A 14,910-nucleotide genomic window follows, 5' to 3' on the forward strand; every position below is an offset into this window, starting at 1 on the left:
TTTTAGCAGAATTTGACGAACGATTCTGAGCTCCCTGAACTTTTCAAATGGTGCCCGGGCAGTTATAATGATAGCTGTCTGAGACACCAGGGCAGCTGCACTTTCAGGTGGAGAGGATCCACACCTGGAAATTTTTGCAGCTGCAAAAGGAAAAGAAAGGGGAGCTGTTTTTATGCTGCAATTACTGGAAAGTGGCCGTGCACTGTATGTGCTGATGGCAGCCTGCGTATTGGGAATCCTGACACGGATGATCACCAGACGTGCTTACAAAAGATTGCTGAAGGAGAGCAAAGACCTTTCACTGACGAAAAACAAAAGTTTAAAAGAACTACGGCAGAGAGCGGAGAATACATACCGGGTAAACCAGGGACTGGTAGACAGCGGAGCCTGGCTGGAGCATCAGCTGTATGATTTTAAGACCATGGGATTCCGTCTTTTAAGCTGGAGTAATATGGGAACACGGCTGACCTGGCTTTGCCTGCTGCTTGGCGGCGTCAGCGCATTTTTTTCTTACTGGTACCGGCTCGATACGTATTATGTTGTGATGTATGGAGGCGGAGCTGTGCTGATGGCAATGCTTACGATGCTCTTTGACGGAGGTATTGCCGGAGATTTAAAGGAACAGCTTCTGATCAGCCTCCAGGATCAGATTGACAATGTAGTCGGTCCGAAGATGGCACGGAACTTTTCCATGGAAAATGGCCGCACGGAAGGTCTGGGGGACAGGGGCGCACTGCGCAAGGTGAGCCGTCTGGTGGACCGGGCCGGCAGAATGGGACGTGTGGAGCCGGAAGAGGAGCCGGCAGTACAATCTGTACCCTCTGTGCAGTCAGCCGCTACGGCTTCTTCCGGGCGGAGAGAAAAACGCAGAAACAGCGGCCGCATGACGGTATCTGAAAAAACACCGGGAGTGGCATCGGTTTCGTCCGGTGCGACAGAATTGGGGCAGGCGGCATCTGCGCAGGAGGTGCCTGTCCGGGAGAAGAGTATCCGGGATGCAGATTTTATTAAGCGGGGATTGGAACAGATGGCTGCAAGCCGGGAGAAAAACAGAAACGGTGATGAAAACTGGATCCGGGATCTAAAGCCAGAGGAGATTGAACTGATCGGAGATATTTTAAAGCAGTATCTGGCATAAATAAGAAGGACGCATTTTCCATATCACAAGGAAAATGCGTCCTTTTTTGTGGTGCATTCCAGCGGTTTTACCGGTACAGTGGCACGTCTGGTAACATTTACTCTTCTATGACTTCAATCTCCAGATAATCAAAATCGATCTGCTCAATGAAGCTGTCTTTGGTGAAACGTGTTTTTGCATGACGCTTAAAGTCATTGATATTGGAAGAAAGCCAGATCGGTTTCCCAAGATCAAATTCATAACAGATATCATCCAGTGCCTGAAATACCATACTGGTGCGGGACATGCTGTAATCGGTCAGGCAGATCACGGTGTCGGTTATGAGGTGACTGTCTTTCCAGATTTTTCCCCACATACGAAACATAAATGTTTGCTCCTTTTTGTTTATAACTGCTTCGTTCCTTACAGTTGCGTTTATTTTAAGAGTATAGAAGATTTTTTCCTTTCTGTAAAGAAACTTTTGTCTGGATACAGACTGTGGATACAGACCGTGCGATCCCAGAAATTGTTATGCTGCAATTACAAACTTTTTATGATTGTCCGCCAGAAATAGTTGGACCAATCCCTTCGATTGTAGTAAACTGTATATAATATATGGGGGAAAAGCTTTCACAAAAGACAAGCTTTCGAAGGAGGAAACCGTTATGGCGCAGACAATTGAGGAATGCCTGGACTATCTGGCAGCAGCAAGAGAATCTGTTGAGGAATTGTCACTTGCTGCAGATCGGGAAGAACAGTTAAAACAGGATGAAACCCGTCTGAAAAAATCTCTGGATGCAGAAAAGAAGCAGATGGCAGATGCCGTTGGAACCACAGTAAAAAAACGGAGAGAAGATTTAAGTTCCAGCTATGACGTAGAAATCAATAAAGCACAGGATCTGCTCAAAAAAGCCCGGGCAAAACGCGAAAAAGCGAAAAATCAGGGAATGAAAGAGCGGATTGCGGAGGAAACATCTGAACTTCACGAATATAATAAGGAACTGATCAGCCGCATGAGGGCAAAATTCCGGGAATATCATGCACCGACCTGGTGCCGGAGCCGTCTTTATTACAGCCTTTACATGCCCAGATGGGCAAAAGAGTTCTTCAGCCTTCTGATCTTTATCTCCTTGTTTTTCCTGGCACTGCCATTTGGTGTTTATGCCGTATTGCCGGATCATAAGACCTGGTATCTGGCGCTTATTTATGTGGCAGATATTCTGGTCGTGGGCGGCATTTATATGTGGATCGGAAATCACACCAAGCTTCAGTATGCAGAGTGTTTAAGAGAAGGCCGCCAGATCCTCGACCAGATGCATGCCAACGATAAAAAGATCAAAGTCATCACCGGTACGATCCGGAAGGACCGCAATGAGTCTCTTTATAACCTGGAAAAGTATGACGATGAGATCGCGCAGCTGACCCAGGAATTAAACGAAGTGGCAGCGAAGAAGAAAGAGGCGTTAAATACATTTGAAACCGTGACAAAAAACATTCTTCAGGATGAGATTGAGCATGGTCACCGGGAAAAGATCGGGGAACTGGAGTATCAGTATGAGGATGTGAGAAAGCAGCTTCAGCTTACCACGGCAGAGGTAAAAGCCCGCCGTCTGACTTTGACAGACCAGTACGGAAGTCATCTTGGCAAAGACTTTTTGGATCCGTTCAAGCTGCAGGATTTGAGCAATATCCTTCAGCAGGGCCGGGCATCCAATATCAGTGAAGCAATCCGTGTTTACCAGGAAGAGGAAAAGAAGCGCTGACGCATAAAAGTTGTCCCATGTGCCTATAATAGGAGTAACAAAATGGCGCAGGCGGGATAAAACATGAAAAAGAAAACCAGAGAGCAGGACATATACTATTTCGATTCGAGGGAGCAGGAGGATACTGTGCTTTGTGCCAGTATGCTGCGGCAGATGATCGGCGAGATCATGCTGCAGGAGAATCGAAAAGGGGTCCTGCTCTTTTGTATTGGAACAGACCGCTCGACTGGTGACAGTCTTGGTCCGCTGATCGGCCATAAACTGAAATCTTCCGGAGTAGAGGATGGCTCTGTCCAGATCGTTGGAACCCTGGATTGCCCGGTCCATGCCATGAATCTGGAACAGGCTGTTTTTATGGTGCGCCGCTGTTATCCAGACCATGTGATCGTGGCTGTGGATGCATCGGTGGGACAGAGTGAGCATGTGGGCTGTATTACTTTGGGAAAAGGAGCGCTCCGCCCGGGACTTGGGGTGAGCAAACAGCTGCAGGCGGTGGGAGATATTTTTATCACCGGGATCGTGGGCGGATACGGAAATTATGATCCGCTGATGCTGCAGAGTGTCCGGCTTTCCGTGGTGATGCGGATGGCGGACTATATCTGCGCCAGTGTCCGTCAGGCGCTGCACCAGGATGTACGCAGTTTTTGTCGAAGAGTTTTTTGAATGAACGGACTGAAACTGACAAATTATACGCAGGCGGTATGGTATGATGCATCAAACAGGCTGTGGATGGACAGGCAAACTGTATACAGCCGTGCGAAGCTTGCGGCAGTTTCTGGCAAGGAACAGAGCTGCTGTAAAATATCATGCAGCGGGGTGAGGTCATGGGAGAACTTTATAATCCGTATCCGAAACTGCCGAAAAATATCCGGCAGGTCGGAGAACGGGATCAGGTGGTAAAGCTTTATATTGAGGATTATGTCAATACATATTTAAAACGCCTCTATCCGACCGGCGGGCAGGATCTGCGGGTTGGTCTTTTGCTGGGAGAGATCCGTACAGAAGACGGAGTCCCGTTTCTTTTTATTGACGGAGCCATGGAAATGGAGCAGGTGACCCGGGAAGGGGAAAAAGTAGAATTTACAGAGGAAGCCTGGAAAAAGGCATATCAGGTTATGGAGCAGATGTTTCCACACCGCAGTGTACAGGGGTGGTTTTTGTGCGGGGCACCGGGCTGTGCGCTGAGTCCGCTTGATTACTGGAAGCAGCACGGACAGTATTTTGCAGGAAAGAACCAGCTGATGTATCTGAATTCCGGACTGGAGGGGGAAGAAGCGATCTACACCGCATCGGAGGATGGATTTTATAAGCTGCGCGGTTACAGCATTTACTATGAGCGGAACCAGATGATGCAGGATTATATGGTTTCCAGAAAGGATGCAAGGCGGGTGGAAAGCGGAACGCGGGATATGGTGATCCAGGATTTCCGTGAGCGGATGGAGGACAGGCATCAGAGTGCAGTGCGGACCCGTTCGGCGATCGGACTTTTGGGCGGGGCATGCAGTGTCATGGCGGTCCTGGTTTTAGCCGGAGGTCTGGTGATGTTTGGAAATTACCGGAAAATGAAAGACATGGAAGCAGTGATTGCTTCGGTCATGCCTTCGGATGGGAAAGCGGGGGCATTCCGCTCTTTTGCAGGAGCAAAGAGCGCCGATGAGATCGAAGTGGAATCGGTTCCGGGGGAAGTTTATCCGACGCTTGCAGATATTGTGATCACGCCGGAGCAGCAAAATGGCGCAGAAAATGAGATGGAAACAGGTCGTGCCGGGGCAGAAAATTCCGGATCGGAAGGAACAGGCCGCAACGGGACAGAAAATTCTGGACCGGCGGGAACAGAAGACAGTAAGACTGGAAACACCCGGACAGAAGCTGGTGCAGCATCAGGGGAATCTGGGACCGGAAACCCGGCAAACGCAGAGGTGCTTCACGGCGGCAACGCAGGGGCTTTGGCAGATGCGGTGCAGATTCCGTCAGATGCAGTCAAACATGTGGTGCAGGAAGGGGAAACTTTATACGGAATCTGCATGGAACAGTATCACAGTATGGCACAGATCCCACAGATCTGCGCATGGAATGGCCTAGCGGATGAGAATCACATTTCAGTGGGGCAGGAGTTGTATCTTCCGGCGAAATGAGGTATACTTGAATGAGATATCGGCCTCCTGACGCGTATGAAAAAAACGTAACGGGCAGGGACCGGTAGCCCATTCCCTGTTAAAATGGGTGAGGGCACGGAACAGTTACGCATCAGGAGAGAAAGAAAATGAGTGACTTCAGCTCCATGAGCAGAGAGAGCAAGAAAGATAAACTGCGCAGACAGATCGTGAAACCGCAGCAGACCGCGTGGAATACTGAGCCGGAAGAAGACAGCGAAACCGCGGTGCGCAAAGCACATAACCGGGTGCTGAGAAGAAAAGGGCTGATTGTCCTTCTGGTGCTGATTTCCATCGTGGGAGGCGCGGCAGCATGGATCATGTACCAGCGCAATTACCATTATTCCGGATATGATACGGCGTGGCAGGTAGACTTAAATGAAGGAAGCCTTGTCGGCTATGAACGTTTTGGCACGAATGTTTTGAAATATACCAAAGATGGGGCGTCTTACATGGACAACAGAGGGCGCACTGTCTGGACAGAAAGTTATGAAATGAATTCGCCGATCATTTCTGTAAAAGGTGATTATGCGGCGATTGCGGACATGCAGGGAAACAGCATTTATATCTGCAATACAGACGGAACCTTAGGGCAGGCAACGACCGTGCTTCCGATCAGCAAGGTAGCTGTGTCCGGTACCGGCGTAACGGCAGCGGTACTGGAAGATTCTACATCCAGTTACATTACTTTTTTCCAGAAAGACGGCACTTCCCTGGATATTACCGTGAAAACCAATATGTCTGGAGATGGTTATCCGTTAGACATTGCCCTTTCGGACGATGGAACACAGCTGATGTGTTCGTTTGTTCATCTGCAGGGCAGCGAACTGAAAAACCGCGTGGTATTTTACGATTTTTCAGAAATAGGAAAGAATGTTCCCAACCGTCTTGTGGGCGGCTTTGACGACGAATTTCAGAGCGATATGGTTCCCCGGGTAACTTATATGGGGGATCCGTATTCCTGTGCTTTTTCGGGAAAAGCGCTGACGTTCTTTTCCTCCAGAAACCTGGCATCACCGGAACTGGTCGTGCAGAGAACGATCGATGAGCGGATCGACAGTGTGCTTTATTCCGATGAGTATGCGGCAGCGATCGTCCGCAATACCAACGGGGAATATGGAAGCCGGCTGGAGGTCTATAAAAAAGACGGCACCCATGTACTGAGCAAAGAGTTCAATTTTGAATACACCCATGCAGATATCGATGACGATCTGATCATCCTGTACAATGAAGATTCCTGCAGGATTTATAATATGAATGGGACAGAAAAACTCGATATGACGTTTGACTTCCCAGTTTCAAAGATCAGAAAAGGACGGTTCCCGGGAACACTTGTGGTAACCGGTCCGCAGCAGATGCGTGAGCTGAAGCTGCGCTAGCCGGGCTGTAGGAGTACGATGCTCTTATAACTGTTTTTCGGTTACATACATACAGATTCTGGCTGCAAAAGAGTTATGCAACAAAAATTATATATACCAGGAGGTCTCACCAATGAACACTATTGATACCATGTCTGTGAACGCAATCCGCGTATTATCTGCAGATGCGATCCAGAAAGCAAAATCCGGTCATCCGGGTCTTCCGCTGGGCAGTGCTCCGGCTGCATATGAGCTTTGGATGAACCACATGAATCACAATCCGGCAGATCCGCAGTGGGCAAACCGCGACCGTTTCATCTTATCCGGCGGTCATGGCTCCATGCTGTTATATTCCCTGCTCCATTTATTTGGATATGGCGATCTGTCCAAAGAAGATCTGATGAATTTCCGTCAGTTAGGTTCCAAGACCGCCGGTCATCCGGAGTACGGTCACACCGTTGGTGTTGAGGCAACGACCGGCCCGTTAGGTGCAGGTATGGGCATGGCAGTCGGTATGGCAGCAGCAGAAGCACATCTGGCAGCAATCTTCAACAAGGAAAATTATCCGGTTGTGGACCATTACACCTATGTACTGGGCGGCGACGGCTGCATGATGGAAGGCATTTCCTCCGAGGCATTCTCCCTGGCAGGAACCCTTGGTCTTTCCAAACTGATCGTATTATACGATTCCAACCGCATTTCCATCGAGGGAAGCACTGATATCGCCTTTACCGAGAATGTGCAGGAGCGCATGGCTGCATTCGGCTTCCAGACCCTGGATGTTGCAGACGGCAACAACTTAGAGGAGATCGGCAAAGCCATCGAAGAGGCAAAAGCGGATACTACCCGCCCGTCCTTCATCACCATTCACACCCAGATCGGTTATGGCTGCCCGGCAAAACAGGGCAAGGCAAGTGCACATGGCGAGCCGCTGGGAGAAGAAAATGTTGCAGCTATGAAAGATTTCTTGGGCTGGCCGTCCAAAGAGCCGTTCTATGTGCCGCAGGAGGTTTATGATCACTATGCAAAGGCAGCAGAGGAAAAGGCTGAGACTGAGGCTGCATGGAATGTGATGTTTGCTGCGTATTGCCAGGAGTATCCGGAAATGGAAGCACTCTGGAACCGGTATTATGGAGATACTGACGAGCTTGCTAAGGCACTTATGGAGGATGAATCCTTCTGGGCAAACAGCGAGAAAGCTGAGGCAACCCGTAACCTTTCCGGTAAAGTCATCAACAAGTTAAAAGACCGTATGCCGAACCTGATCGGTGGTTCTGCTGACCTGGCACCGTCCAACAAGACCAATATGAGTGATGCAGGAGACTTCTCCAAGGCAGATTACGCTGGCAGAAATATGCACTTTGGTGTTCGTGAGCTGGCTATGACGGCAATCGGAAACGGTATGATGCTGCACGGCGGCCTGCGGACCTATGTATCCACCTTCTTCGTATTCAGCGATTACACCAAGCCAATGGCACGTCTGTCTGCTCTGATGAAGCTGCCGTTAACCTTTGTCTTCACCCACGACAGCATTGGTGTCGGCGAAGACGGTCCGACCCATGAGCCGATCGAGCAGCTGGCGATGTTCCGTGCAATGCCGAACTTCCATGTATTCCGTCCGTGTGACGCAACCGAGACGGCAGCAGCCTGGTACAGCGCAGTAACCTCCAAGACCACACCGACCGCATTGGTACTGTCCAGACAGAACCTGGCTCCGATGCCGGGAAGCAGTAAGGATGCCTTAAAGGGCGGCTATGTCATCGACGACTGCGAGGGCACCCCGGACCTGATTCTAATCGCTTCCGGTTCTGAGGTAGAGCTTTCCGTAAAGGCAAAGGCAATCCTGGCAGCAGAGGGCAAGAAAGTCCGCGTCGTATCCATGCCGTGTATGGATCTCTTCGAGGAGCAGTCTGCTGAGTATAAAGAGTCTGTACTTCCGAAAGAGGTACGCAAACGTGTCGCAGTAGAGGCACTGAGCGACTTTGGCTGGGGCAAATACGTCGGTCTTGACGGTGCATGTGTCACCATGACCGGCTTTGGCGCAAGCGGCCCGGCTTCCCAGCTCTTTGAGCATTTCGGCTTCACTGCAGAGCATGTTGCTGAGGTAGCACGCAGCCTGTAGTTTTGACGTGAGAATGAGGACATACTATGGGTGAAAATACAAAGAAATGCATTGGTATTGATGTGGGGGGAACCTCCGTCAAGATTGGTTTATTTGAGACAGACGGTACCTTACGGTTTAAGTGGGAAGTTCCCACCAGAAAAGAAGAGGGCGGTCGGTATATTTTAGAGGATGTGGCTGCTTCCATCCGGGAAGTGCTGGCGGAAAGGGAGATTCATTTAGCAGATATCCTGGGAGCCGGACTCGGCATTCCGGGACCGGTCCTGCCGGATGGTTACGTGGAGGTTTGCGTAAATCTTGGATGGCGGGATGTAAATCCACAGAAGAAACTGAGCGCCCTGTTAGACGGCATCCCGGTAAAGAGCGGAAACGATGCCAACGTGGCAGCGCTTGGTGAGATGTGGCGCGGCGGCGGCATGGGCTTTACCGATATTGTCATGGTAACGCTTGGAACCGGCGTGGGCGGCGGCATCATCATTGACGAAAAGATCCTTGCAGGCAAACATGGACTGGGCGGCGAGATCGGCCATATCCATGTCCGCGATGAAGAGTGGGAACACTGCAACTGCGGCGGCGTAGGCTGTGTAGAACAGATTGCCAGCGCAACCGGTATTGCCAGGGAAGCAAGACGCCGTATGGCGGCAGAAGAGACGCCTTCCATGCTTCGCCAGTATGGCGATGACGTAACCGCAAAGGATGTTCTGGATGCGGCAAAGGCAGGGGATAAACTGGCGCTTTCCGTTGTTGAGACGGTAGGCCGTTATCTGGGATTGACCCTGGCAACCATTGCCATGACGGTGGATCCGCAGATGTTTGTCATTGGCGGCGGTGTCTCTAAGGCAGGTCAGTTTTTGATCGATATCATCGACAAATATTATCAGCATTATACCCCGATTTCGGAGAACAAGGGGATCATCGGTCTGGCAAAGCTGGGAAATGATGCAGGAATCTACGGAGCAGCCCGTCTGGTCCTGGATTAGAATTTTATATGTATCAAAAAAAGAAATGCCCGGAGCATGGTTGCTCCGGGTTAACTATTGCAAATCTGTATAAAATCGTATAAAATGAGGAGACCCCGGTGGACTTTCGTCCAACCGGGGCAATTATGAAAAATCTATGTGCAATTTGACTGTTTCATCAAGTTACAACCTTTTCTTAAGTTGTTTTTAGTATAGGAAAAAGTTGTGAATAAATTATGAACAACACATGAACAAACTGTAAAAAATAGTGCAAAATCAATAATTATCTTTCGCAAAGCACGATTTCTTTGTGAAAATAGCAAGAAAGAAAACCTGGAAATTACCAATAAGAGGAGGACATTATGTCAGAAGAGAGAAGAAGACGGACGATCGTGATCGGTCATAAAAACCCGGATACCGATTCCATCTGTTCCGCAATCTGCTATGCAGCACTGAAATCCAAAATTACCGGAAAAGAGTATGTTCCGGGCCGTGCAGGTCATGTGAATGAGGAGGCCCAGTATGTGCTGAATTATTTTAACGTGGAAGCACCGAAGCTGATCGAGAGCGTAAAGACCCAGGTAAAGGATATTGAGATTCGTGCGACCAAGGGCGTCAACCGCAACATTTCCTTAAAGAAGGCATGGAACCTGATGCAGGATGCCCACGTTACAACCTTACCTGCAGTCAGTGAAAGCGGAGTCCTGGAAGGACTCATCACCGTTGGCGATATCACCAAGTCCTACATGAATGTTTTAGACAGTAGCATTTTGTCTAAAGCACACACCCAGTATAAGAATATTCTGGAGACACTGGAGGGTGCCATGGTAGTTGGCGATGAGAACGACTATTTTGATCAGGGTAAAGTTCTCATTGCAGCGGCAAACCCGGATATGATGGAATACTACATTTCCGAGCATGATCTGGTGATCCTTGGAAACCGCTATGAGTCCCAGCTGTGTGCGATCGAGATGGAAGCAGACTGCATCATCGTCTGTGAGGGCGCTGCTGTTTCCATGACGATCCGTAAGCTGGCACAGGAGCATGGCTGCACTGTTATGACCACACCGTATGACGCGTACACTGCAGCACGTCTCATCAACCAGAGTATGCCGATCGGACATTTCATGAAGACGGAAGACCTGATCACCTTTGAGGACAGCGATTTTATCGATGACATCAAAGAAGTTATGGCAAGCAAGCGTCATCGTGATTTCCCGATCTTAAATAAAGATGGCAAGTACCTCGGTATGATCTCCCGCAGAAATTTGCTGGGTGCAAAGGGCAAGCAGATCATCCTGGTAGACCACAACGAGAAAAACCAGGCGGTAGACGGTCTGGAAAACGCAGATATCCAGGAGATCATCGACCATCATAAACTGGGAACTGTCGAGACCATCTCCCCGGTATTTTTCCGCAACCAGCCGGTCGGCTGCACCGCAACCATCGTATATCAGATGTATCATGAGAATAATGTAGAGATCGACAAAGCAACCGCGGGCATGCTGTGCAGCGCGATCATTTCCGATACCCTGTTATTCCGCTCTCCGACCTGCACTCCGATCGACAAGATGGCAGCAACTGAGCTTGCAAAGATCGCTGAGATCGATATGGACCGTTATGCGGCAGATATGTTCTCCGCGGGCAGCAATCTGCGCGGCAAGAGCAATGAGGAAATCTTTTATCAGGATTTCAAGCTGTTCAATTCCGGCAAGATCAGCTACGGCGTAGGCCAGATCAGCTCCTTAAACGCAGACGAGCTGACGGAGTTAAAAGACCGTCTGCTTCCGTTCTTAAAGAAGCCGCACGAGGAGCATGGTGTAGACATGATCTTCTTCATGCTGACCAACATCCTGACCGAGTCTACCTCCCTTCTTTGCGAGGGTGAGGGCGCAGAGGACCTGATCCGTCTGGCATTCCATATGGAAAATGCGGGTGATGATGCAGAAGCGAATGTCGTAGAGCTTCCGGGCGTGGTATCCAGAAAGAAACAGCTGATCCCGTCGATCATGATTGCCAGCGAAGCATAAAAGGAGAAGATTATTATGGGAAAACAGAGTTGGCGGGGCGGTAATATGCTGTACCCGGTACCGGCCGTGATGGTAAGCTGTGCACGACCTGGTGAAAAACCCAATATCATAACGGTAGCCTGGGCCGGGACCGTCTGCTCTGCCCCGGCTATGCTCTCCATCTCCGTGCGCAAGGAGCGTTATTCCTACGACATTTTAAAGGAGACCGGAGAATTCGTTGTAAATCTGGTGACAAAAGACCTGGTCTTTGCAACCGATTACTGTGGTGTGAAATCCGGCCGCGATACCGATAAGTTCAAAGAGATGAAGCTGACGCCCCTGCCGTCACAGCACATCAGTGCGCCTGGCATTGCCGAGAGCCCGCTGAATCTGGAATGCCGCGTGAAACAGGTGGTGGAACTGGGAAGCCATGACATGTTCCTCGCAGAGATCGTAGGTGTGACGGTGGATGACCGCTACATGGATGAGAAGGGAACCTTCCATTTAAACGATGCGAAGCTGGTGAGTTATTCCCACGGAACCTATTTTGAGCTTGGAGAAAAGATCGGAACGTTTGGATATTCGGTGCGGAAAAACACAGCGAAGCACACACGCAGGAGGAACGCAAAATGAAATCAAACATTACTTTAGTAGGCATGCCGGCTTCTGGCAAGAGCACCATCGGCGTTTTGCTGGCAAAACGCCTGGGCTATTCTTTTGTTGATGTGGATATTGTGATCCAGGAAAAGACCGGTCAGTTATTAAAAGAGATCATTGCAGAGCGCGGAACAGAAGGCTTTTTAAAAGTCGAGGAAGACGTGAACGCAGGGCTGGAACTGGAGCGTTCCGTGATCGCTCCGGGCGGCAGTGTCATCTACGGTCCCAGGGCCATGGAACATCTGCATGAGATCAGCACGGTTGTGTACCTGAAGCTGAGCTATGAAGATGTAAAACAGCGCCTGGGCGATTTAAAAGACCGCGGCGTTGCCTTAAAAGACGGTATGACACTTCTGGACCTTTACAAGGAGCGCGTGCCGCTCTACGAGAAGTACGCAGATGTGACCATCGATGAGACTGGAAAGAGTCTGGGAGCCTGTGTCGACGAGCTGCGAAAGATCATGGAAAAGCGGATGGAAGACGGAGAGCAGGCACGCCCATAATTTTGGCATGGAACAGGTATGCTATTCATGATGTAGAAACAGCATGCCCTGTTTCGCGTAAAGAGACCTGTACAGTCAGAAACCGGAAATGACTGGTTTTATGACCGGCTCCCAGATTTCAGCCAGCCGCTCCAGGGAGAAAGCAGCATTGGCCGGACTGGTGGACGGGCAGAGAATGGCAGGCCGTCCGGTGAGCGGTTCACAGTAACGACTGTAAAGCTTAAATGCAGTACCGCCGTTTGCGATGATTGTGTGGATATCCGCTGTTTTTAAGATGCGGCTGATATCTGCCGGGACCGCGTTTTTGATGCTGCTGTCGCTGGAACCCCTGATATCGCAGGATTCGATGACATCCCAGAGTGCAAGACCATGTGTAAGAAGCATGGTCTTTTTTTCGTCTATGGTCTGCGGGACCGGTACCTGTAAAAGCAGCGCCATGAGCTTCCAGAAACGGTTCTGCGGATGTCCGTAATAGAACTGGTTTTCCCGGGACTTTACGGAAGGGAAACTTCCCAGAATCAGGATACGGGAGTGTGTGTCAAAAACAGGTTCAAAGGTGTGCTGAACGTGGGTATAACCTGGCGGCAGGGACAGGGTGTCGGAATTCATAAAAACCTTCTTTCTGCGGGAGTCGCTGATATTTGGCTCTTCCTGCTTGTGAATTGTGTTTGTCTGGTTGTCATTAACTGTATGCTTTTTCTGTCGGAAAGTCAATTTTTTCCTTGTAACCTGTGCTATACTATATCTTATACAACGCGAGAAGTGCGGTTACTCTTGATCAGGGAGAAACTACAGCAGGAAAAAGAAAGGGTGAGATCATGGAGCGGGATGAGAAACAAAACGCAGTGTCAGGACTCCTGGAAGACTTTTCGGAGGAACATCTCTGGGCGTGTATTGTGGCGTTTCAGGGAGAATCGTTTTTGACGATGTCCGGACTTCCTTATACTTATACGCTGAAACAGGGAAAACGCGGTGGCTTTACCAGAGAATTATGGGTAGACCGCAGAGAAAACAGCAAGTCCATCACCTGGAGTTCTGTCCGGATGGCATTTCAAAATATATTGAAGATGAAAGAAGCTCTTCCAGATGGCGAGAAGCCTTATGTGAAACGGCCAAAGGCGCTGGGAGATATCCGCGGAGTTTCTTATATTTATCCGCTGTTTTCCAGGTTTGGACTGATTGAGACAAATCCGGACAGGGAAAGAACCTGTGACGGGCAGATTTGTATGCAGCTGGAAGAAAATACAGAAGGTGAGACAGCATGAATTTAAAAGAACAGCAATATGTATGCACACTGGCGCGCTGCCAGAGTATTTCCAGGGCGGCGGAGGAGCTTTTTATTTCACCGTCAGCGCTGAGCGTGTATATCAGCAATCTGGAAAAGTATCTGGGTGTCCGGTTATTTGAGCGGACTGGTAAAGGCAAAGCATTTGTGCTGACGTCCATTGGGGAAGAGTATGTGGCGCGCGCAGAAAAAATGCTGGAATTAAAGGCAGAGTTTGACGGCCTTTTGGAAAATGAACTGCATAAAAGCCATGCAACGATCCGGGTGGGGATCCAGCAGCGGCGCGCCATTTCTATTGTACCGGAAGTGTTTCAGCGTTTTATGGAACGTTATCCGGATGTGGACGTGATCTTCCGGGATGGAACGATTGGTGATCTGACGCGTATGTACCGGGAGGGAGCGGTGGATTTTATGATCTCTATTTTCCGGGATGAACTGCCGGATGCCGTCTACAAGGAGATTGCCAGGGAACAGGTACTTCTGGCTCTGTCGGACACCCACCCGGCAATCCAGTATGCATATGCGGTTGAGGGAGATAAATTTTTACATCTGGACATGCAGCATTTAAACCGGGAAACCTTTATTGTTCCACTGCCGGATCAGAGCATGCGCAGAACGGCCAACCATATTTTTGAAGAGGCCAGGATCCGTCCGGGACGTCTGATCGAGATCGGACATTTCGATATTATCATGAGTATGGTAAACCAGGGACTTGGAGTTGGTTTTAACCGGCTTGGATACATCAAGGATATGCAGAAATTTGACCACGTGCGCTATTTTCTGATCGGGAAAGAGGCATACGAGTCCAGCCTGGTACTGGTTTACCGCAAAGGGCATGTGATATCGGAATGTGAACAGGATCTGATGGATATTTTAGAGGATACGATCCGGCAGCGATACCAGACGGATGCGCAATAGATACGATCCGGCAGCGGTACCAAACGGAAGATCAATGTGAGCAAGAAAGTTTCATTTGTATCCAAC

Annotated in this window: 14 protein-coding genes; 12 read left to right on the forward strand and 2 right to left on the reverse strand. The window is 49.6% G+C overall.

Going from position 1 to position 14,910, the window contains the following annotated elements:
• Positions 1-172: 172 nt before the first annotated feature.
• A complete protein-coding gene (locus DWZ40_RS11360; protein WP_118543155.1) occupies positions 173-1,138 on the forward strand; it encodes a hypothetical protein in 966 nt (321 codons plus the stop codon).
• Between the two features lie 97 nt (positions 1,139-1,235).
• Here the strand turns inward: DWZ40_RS11360 and DWZ40_RS11365 are convergent, their stop codons facing one another.
• Complete coding sequence (locus tag DWZ40_RS11365) at positions 1,236-1,502, reverse strand: hypothetical protein (RefSeq protein WP_118543156.1); 267 nt, start codon at positions 1,500-1,502, stop codon at positions 1,236-1,238.
• A 280-nt stretch (positions 1,503-1,782) separates the two neighbouring features.
• Between DWZ40_RS11365 and DWZ40_RS11370 the strand changes: the two genes are divergently transcribed.
• From DWZ40_RS11370 to DWZ40_RS11410, 9 genes are all read left to right on the forward strand, one after another.
• On the forward strand, positions 1,783-2,880 hold the full coding sequence (locus tag DWZ40_RS11370) for a hypothetical protein (protein WP_118543157.1): 1,098 nt from the start codon (positions 1,783-1,785) through the stop codon (positions 2,878-2,880).
• 63 nt (positions 2,881-2,943) lie between these two features.
• Positions 2,944-3,543 carry a spore protease YyaC gene (gene yyaC / locus DWZ40_RS11375; RefSeq protein WP_118543158.1) on the forward strand — a complete coding sequence of 200 codons (600 nt, stop codon included), beginning with the start codon at positions 2,944-2,946 and terminating at the stop codon, positions 3,541-3,543.
• A 143-nt stretch (positions 3,544-3,686) separates the two neighbouring features.
• The gene (locus tag DWZ40_RS11380; protein ID WP_347560078.1) at positions 3,687-5,015 is read left to right on the forward strand and encodes a LysM domain-containing protein; all 1,329 of its coding nucleotides are present in this window, start codon (positions 3,687-3,689) and stop codon (positions 5,013-5,015) included.
• Positions 5,016-5,143: 128 nt separating this feature from the next.
• The gene (locus DWZ40_RS11385; RefSeq protein ID WP_118543159.1) at positions 5,144-6,412 is read left to right on the forward strand and encodes a DUF5711 family protein; all 1,269 of its coding nucleotides are present in this window, start codon (positions 5,144-5,146) and stop codon (positions 6,410-6,412) included.
• Between the two features lie 112 nt (positions 6,413-6,524).
• Positions 6,525-8,513: a transketolase gene (gene tkt, locus DWZ40_RS11390; RefSeq protein ID WP_118543160.1), complete on the forward strand. Its 1,989-nt coding sequence runs from the start codon at positions 6,525-6,527 to the stop codon at positions 8,511-8,513.
• 26 nt (positions 8,514-8,539) lie between these two features.
• Complete coding sequence (locus DWZ40_RS11395; RefSeq protein ID WP_118543161.1) at positions 8,540-9,493, forward strand: ROK family glucokinase; 954 nt, start codon at positions 8,540-8,542, stop codon at positions 9,491-9,493.
• A 341-nt stretch (positions 9,494-9,834) separates the two neighbouring features.
• Positions 9,835-11,502 (forward strand): putative manganese-dependent inorganic diphosphatase, encoded by a 1,668-nt coding sequence (locus DWZ40_RS11400; protein ID WP_118543162.1) that lies wholly within the window; start codon positions 9,835-9,837, stop codon positions 11,500-11,502.
• A gap of 15 nt (positions 11,503-11,517) precedes the next feature.
• Positions 11,518-12,114 (forward strand): flavin reductase family protein, encoded by a 597-nt coding sequence (locus DWZ40_RS11405; RefSeq protein WP_118543163.1) that lies wholly within the window; start codon positions 11,518-11,520, stop codon positions 12,112-12,114.
• Positions 12,111-12,641, forward strand: coding sequence for a shikimate kinase (locus DWZ40_RS11410; RefSeq protein ID WP_118543164.1), 531 nt, complete (start codon positions 12,111-12,113; stop codon positions 12,639-12,641). The genes DWZ40_RS11405 and DWZ40_RS11410 overlap by 4 nt, the downstream gene beginning before the upstream one ends.
• 75 nt (positions 12,642-12,716) lie before the next feature.
• Here the strand turns inward: DWZ40_RS11410 and DWZ40_RS11415 are convergent, their stop codons facing one another.
• A complete protein-coding gene (locus DWZ40_RS11415) occupies positions 12,717-13,250 on the reverse strand; it encodes a DNA-deoxyinosine glycosylase (protein WP_118543208.1) in 534 nt (177 codons plus the stop codon).
• A gap of 122 nt (positions 13,251-13,372) precedes the next feature.
• Between DWZ40_RS11415 and DWZ40_RS11420 the strand changes: the two genes are divergently transcribed.
• Together DWZ40_RS11420 and DWZ40_RS11425 are read left to right on the forward strand one after the other, a co-directional pair.
• Entirely contained in the window at positions 13,373-13,906 is a 534-nt protein-coding gene (locus tag DWZ40_RS11420; RefSeq protein ID WP_207664512.1) for a hypothetical protein, read from the forward strand.
• Complete coding sequence (locus DWZ40_RS11425) at positions 13,903-14,844, forward strand: LysR family transcriptional regulator (RefSeq protein WP_118543165.1); 942 nt, start codon at positions 13,903-13,905, stop codon at positions 14,842-14,844. The genes DWZ40_RS11420 and DWZ40_RS11425 overlap by 4 nt, the downstream gene beginning before the upstream one ends.
• The last annotated feature ends 66 nt before the right edge of the window (positions 14,845-14,910 follow it).

Origin of the sequence: Clostridium sp. AF32-12BH, assembly GCF_003477935.1 — a bacterium.
Taxonomy (GTDB): domain Bacteria; phylum Bacillota; class Clostridia; order Lachnospirales; family Lachnospiraceae; genus Brotaphodocola.

What these genes read in the sequence shown, in the direction of transcription:
- DWZ40_RS11360 (WP_118543155.1), top strand. Translation starts at nt 173, where the DNA reads ATGCTGCAATTACTGGAAAGTGGCCGTGCACTGTATGTGCTGATGGCA.
- DWZ40_RS11410 (WP_118543164.1), top strand. Translation starts at nt 12,111, where the DNA reads ATGAAATCAAACATTACTTTAGTAGGCATGCCGGCTTCTGGCAAGAGC.
- DWZ40_RS11395 (WP_118543161.1), top strand. Translation starts at nt 8,540, where the DNA reads ATGGGTGAAAATACAAAGAAATGCATTGGTATTGATGTGGGGGGAACC.
- yyaC (WP_118543158.1), top strand. Translation starts at nt 2,944, where the DNA reads ATGAAAAAGAAAACCAGAGAGCAGGACATATACTATTTCGATTCGAGG.
- DWZ40_RS11405 (WP_118543163.1), top strand. Translation starts at nt 11,518, where the DNA reads ATGGGAAAACAGAGTTGGCGGGGCGGTAATATGCTGTACCCGGTACCG.
- DWZ40_RS11415 (WP_118543208.1), bottom strand. Translation starts at nt 13,250, where the DNA reads ATGAATTCCGACACCCTGTCCCTGCCGCCAGGTTATACCCACGTTCAG.
- DWZ40_RS11365 (WP_118543156.1), bottom strand. Translation starts at nt 1,502, where the DNA reads ATGTTTCGTATGTGGGGAAAAATCTGGAAAGACAGTCACCTCATAACC.
- DWZ40_RS11425 (WP_118543165.1), top strand. Translation starts at nt 13,903, where the DNA reads ATGAATTTAAAAGAACAGCAATATGTATGCACACTGGCGCGCTGCCAG.
- tkt (WP_118543160.1), top strand. Translation starts at nt 6,525, where the DNA reads ATGAACACTATTGATACCATGTCTGTGAACGCAATCCGCGTATTATCT.
- DWZ40_RS11400 (WP_118543162.1), top strand. Translation starts at nt 9,835, where the DNA reads ATGTCAGAAGAGAGAAGAAGACGGACGATCGTGATCGGTCATAAAAAC.
- DWZ40_RS11380 (WP_347560078.1), top strand. Translation starts at nt 3,687, where the DNA reads ATGCAGCGGGGTGAGGTCATGGGAGAACTTTATAATCCGTATCCGAAA.
- DWZ40_RS11385 (WP_118543159.1), top strand. Translation starts at nt 5,144, where the DNA reads ATGAGTGACTTCAGCTCCATGAGCAGAGAGAGCAAGAAAGATAAACTG.
- DWZ40_RS11370 (WP_118543157.1), top strand. Translation starts at nt 1,783, where the DNA reads ATGGCGCAGACAATTGAGGAATGCCTGGACTATCTGGCAGCAGCAAGA.